This is a genomic window from Paraburkholderia sp. (assembly GCF_026225065.1).
In the GTDB taxonomy this organism is placed as follows: Bacteria; Pseudomonadota; Gammaproteobacteria; order Burkholderiales; family Burkholderiaceae; genus Paraburkholderia.
In genome coordinates this window covers 1-3798 of record NZ_JAMFSB010000081.1, presented here as the reverse complement: position 1 = coordinate 3798, position 3798 = coordinate 1, and the positions used below count along the sequence as shown (strand labels likewise).

The 3798-nt window shown below is 62.2% G+C and carries 2 protein-coding genes and 1 pseudogene; 1 reads left to right on the top strand and 2 read right to left on the bottom strand.

The features are described 5' to 3' along the window. Nucleotides 1-228, top strand: a pseudogene (locus tag M0954_RS06260) (porin); the annotation flags it as partial. 134 nt (nucleotides 229-362) lie between these two features. Here M0954_RS06260 and M0954_RS06255 read toward each other — a convergent pair. Beyond that, nucleotides 363-1607, bottom strand: a complete 1245-nt coding sequence (locus M0954_RS06255; RefSeq protein WP_297352169.1) for an amidohydrolase family protein — start codon at nucleotides 1605-1607, stop codon at nucleotides 363-365. A gap of 70 nt (nucleotides 1608-1677) precedes the next feature. Then, nucleotides 1678-3075, bottom strand: a complete 1398-nt coding sequence (locus M0954_RS06250) for an MFS transporter (RefSeq protein ID WP_297352168.1) — start codon at nucleotides 3073-3075, stop codon at nucleotides 1678-1680. Nucleotides 3076-3798: the final 723 nt, after the last annotated feature.

Sequence of the window (3798 nt, the reverse complement as noted above, 5' to 3'; positions counted from 1 at the left end):
GGCGGCGGCAACGCAACCATCTATACGGTGGGTGGCACGTACAACCTGTCCAAGCGTACCTTGCTCGATTTCCAGGTGGCTCAGGTGCGTAACAGCAGTACCGCCAACTTTGGTCTCGATGCCAACAGCGAAGGTCCCGGTGGCTTGACCAACGGCTCGTTCAACGAGAACCCGACGCAAGGCCGTACCCAGACCGGCGCGTACGCGGGTATTCAGCACTCGTTCTAACGTAACTTGAACCGGCAGCGGCGCTGGCACTGGCGTCGCACTGCCGGGTTTTTTTACGCTGCCACGAGAGGCGCGTCTCGGCGCGATGCTTTAGAGCATGGCGCCGTTTTTTATTTGTGCCTCAGGCGCGTCAGTCAGTGCAGGGCGCCGAACTCCACTTTGCCGCCTTTCATGACCACGTGAATGTGCTCGCCTTGCCCAGTCAGGCAGTTCAGATCTTTGAGCGGATTCCCGTCGACGATGAGCAGATCGGCAAACGCCCCCGCCGCAAGACGCCCGAGCTTGCCGGTCATGCCGAGCACTTCGGCGCCGATCGTCGTTGCGCTGCTGATGATTTCGGCCGGCGTCAGCACTTGCGCGCGAATCGTGAATTCGTCGCTTTGAAGACGATGTGACGGACCGAGCAGGTCGGAGCCAAAGCCCATCTTCACACCGGCGCGTTTGAAGATTTCCAGCGACTGCAAACCCGCCACGCGCACGGTTTCGATCTTGGCTGCGCTCTCGGCAGGCAAACCGTATTTCACGCCTTCGCTGTGAAGCGCTTCATAAGCGACGAGAGTAGGCACCACGAAGGCGCCGTGCTCGGCCATCAGTTTGGCGGTCGGCTCATCGATCAGATTGCCATGCTCGATCGTGCGAACGCCGCAGCGCACGGCACGCTGCATCGACGCGGCGGTATAGGCATGCGCCATCACGTAGGTGCCGCGACCCTGCGCCTCCGCGACAACCGCGCGGATTTCGTCCTCTGAGTAGCCGAACGCCCCGATCGGATCGGTCGGCGATGCGACACCTCCCGATGCCATGATCTTGATCTGGTCGGCGCCCATCTGCAGCTCCTCGCGCACGGCCTTGCGAAGCTCGTCCACTCCGTCGACCACACGGCTCAATGCGCCGACCCGGATGCAACAATTGCACGGAGTGTCCGGGACGATGAAGTCGGCGCGCCCGCGCGTGTCGCCGTGTCCGCCGGTCTGGCTCAAGGCCCGGCCGGCGATGAACAGACGCGGCCCTTGCGCGAGCCCCATCTCGACCGATTGCTTGAGCGCGAGCCCAGAGCCACCCGCGTCGCGCACGGTCGTGAAGCCGCGTCGCAAGATCCCTTGCATGATCGGCAACGCCTTGAGCGTGACAAACACGTTCGGCATTCGCACCTGACCTGGCAGATCGAATTGCGTCGCGATCATGTGAGCATGCAAATCGATCAGCCCCGGCATGATCGTCTTGCCTTTGAGGTCGACGACGTGAGCGCCCGCTGACGATATCGGCCGGTCGGATACTTCCCGGACCGTATCGCCTTCGACGAGCACTTCGTAGCCGGGCCGCAATTCTGCCTCCAGCGGATCGAGCAAGGCGCCGTTTTTAAACAGAATGCTAGTCATGCATGGTCCTCCTTCAGGATGTCATCGGTTGCACGTCATTGCCCGCCGCATTGGCCGGGTCATTGCCGGGTCATTGTCTCGACTCAACCAGTTCGAGGCCGTCGTTGCCGGTGCTCGCGGCAATGTCTTCCAGCGACCTGCCCCGCGTGGGCACGCCCATCGACACAACGGCGACGGCGCCGATCAGCAGCACCAGTGTGGTTGCACCGAACACGCCAGCGAAACCGAACACGGGGTAGAGATATCCGACCAGGATGGGCGCCGCGATCGCGCCGAGCCGACCGATAGCGGAGGACACGCCCATGCCGGTCGTGCGCACATCGGTGGGGAAGACTTCGGGCGTATAGGCGTAGACGCCGGCGTAGGTCCCATTCATGAAGAATGACAGGAAGATACCCGAGACCATGATGCCGCTGTCGGTGTGCGTCAGCGCCATCCCGAGCGCGGCCATGCCGCCGAGCACCATGTACGACGCGATCGTCGCTTGCCGGCCGATTTTCTCGTTGAGCCACGCGCCGGAAAAGTACCCTGGGATCTGCGCGAGATACATGGCGAGCGAATAGGAGAAGCTGCGCGTAATGGTCATGCCGCTTTGCACCAGCAGCCCGGGAATCCAGGTGAAGAATGCGTAATAGCTGAAGGTGATGGAAAGCCACATCAGCCAGGCCATTGCCGTGGTGCGTGCGAGCCTCGCGGACCACAGTGCTTTCAAATTTCCCAGTACTGTCCTGCCGTGTGTGGCGGCCGGCGCGGGGGGCACGTCCACCGATTCCAGCGGCGCGAGCTCGATCCCCGCTGCCCGCAATTCCGCCTCGATGCCGGCGACGATAACCTCAGCCTCCGCGGTGCGGCCGCGGCTGTCGAGCCAGCGAGGCGATTCGGGCAGCGCCCTGCGCCACCACAGCAGCATCACGATCGGCAACGCGGTGAGAATCATCACCGCACGCCACGCATCGGGGCCGAGCGGGATCACGAAATAGCCGAGCAGGGCGGCCGCGACGAAGCCGAACGAAAAGAACGAGGCAAGACTGCCTGTGAAGCTGCCCCGATATTTCCGCGCGACGAACTCCGACAGGAACGGCGCCACGATGGCGCTCTCCGCGCCAGTGCCGATTCCCGCGATGATTCGCGTCACGATGAAAAAAGGCCAGTCGTTAGCGACGGCGCTTGCCACGGAGGCCGCGCAATAGATGGCGAGCGACCACATCATGACCTTGCGGCGGCCGATCAGGTCGCCGAGGATGCCTGCCACCGACGCGCCCACAAAATAGCCGATGAACGTGCCGCTGCCGAGCACGCCTGTCTGAACGCTGGTCAGGTGCCATTGGACTCGCAGCACAGGTAGCAGAAAGGCGAGCACCGCGGCGTCCATGGCATCGAAGACATACCCCAGCCCACCCATGAACAACAGCCGGCGGTGGAAGCTCGAATACGGCATCCGCTCGATACGGGCGGGAATCGTCGACATAGCTTGCCTCCAGAAGAAGATCGCAGATGGGCGATGGTTCCGCCAGCCTGATGTTCCGGGCGTGAAAATAGTCGCGACAGCGGGTGACGCGCGGGCACCACGCCTCAACTTGACCACGATGCGTGGTTCGAGTCTAGGCAGACGAAATTGTCGCGTCTTGAATACAACGGGTGCTTACCATGCGGATTTCGGCACAGGGGCCTGCGATCGCGGACCTTATTGCCGGGAGCGGGTCTGCCTTGTCGGGTCCTGTTGCGACTTCACTCTCACCGCATCTAATCTGTTTATTGGCCTGTGTCGTCGCGAATCAACGCCAACATTTCCTTCGATGTTCGAGCGGTCTCGCCAAACCCTTTACTGACGGGCCTTTGGAGAGACGCTCCGGCCTGTGAGGCACACTCCGGAACGCCGGATTTCCGCACGTTTTCGTCAATGTATGTGGTTAACCCCCCCTTTTGATGTTCCCCTCCCAGGGCTACCTTTCGTCCTGACAGGCGGCGCCGTTCCGGCGGCCGTCCTATGCGTCCGCAATGTGCAGGGATTACACAGCCATTACGCAGAAACGAGCGGGCGGGCGCGACTCTCTGGAGAAGTACTGGCATGGCACGGATTATTGGCGGCATTGCGGCCTCGCACACACCTACGATCGGCTTTGCGTTCGACAAGAACAAATGCGACGATCCCGTCTGGGCGCCGATCTTCGAAAACTTCGCGCCGCTGGCC

Coding starts and splice junctions, on each gene's coding strand:
- M0954_RS06255 (WP_297352169.1), bottom strand. CDS start 1,607: ATGACTAGCATTCTGTTTAAAAACGGCGCCTTGCTCGATCCGCTGGAG.
- M0954_RS06250 (WP_297352168.1), bottom strand. CDS start 3,075: ATGTCGACGATTCCCGCCCGTATCGAGCGGATGCCGTATTCGAGCTTC.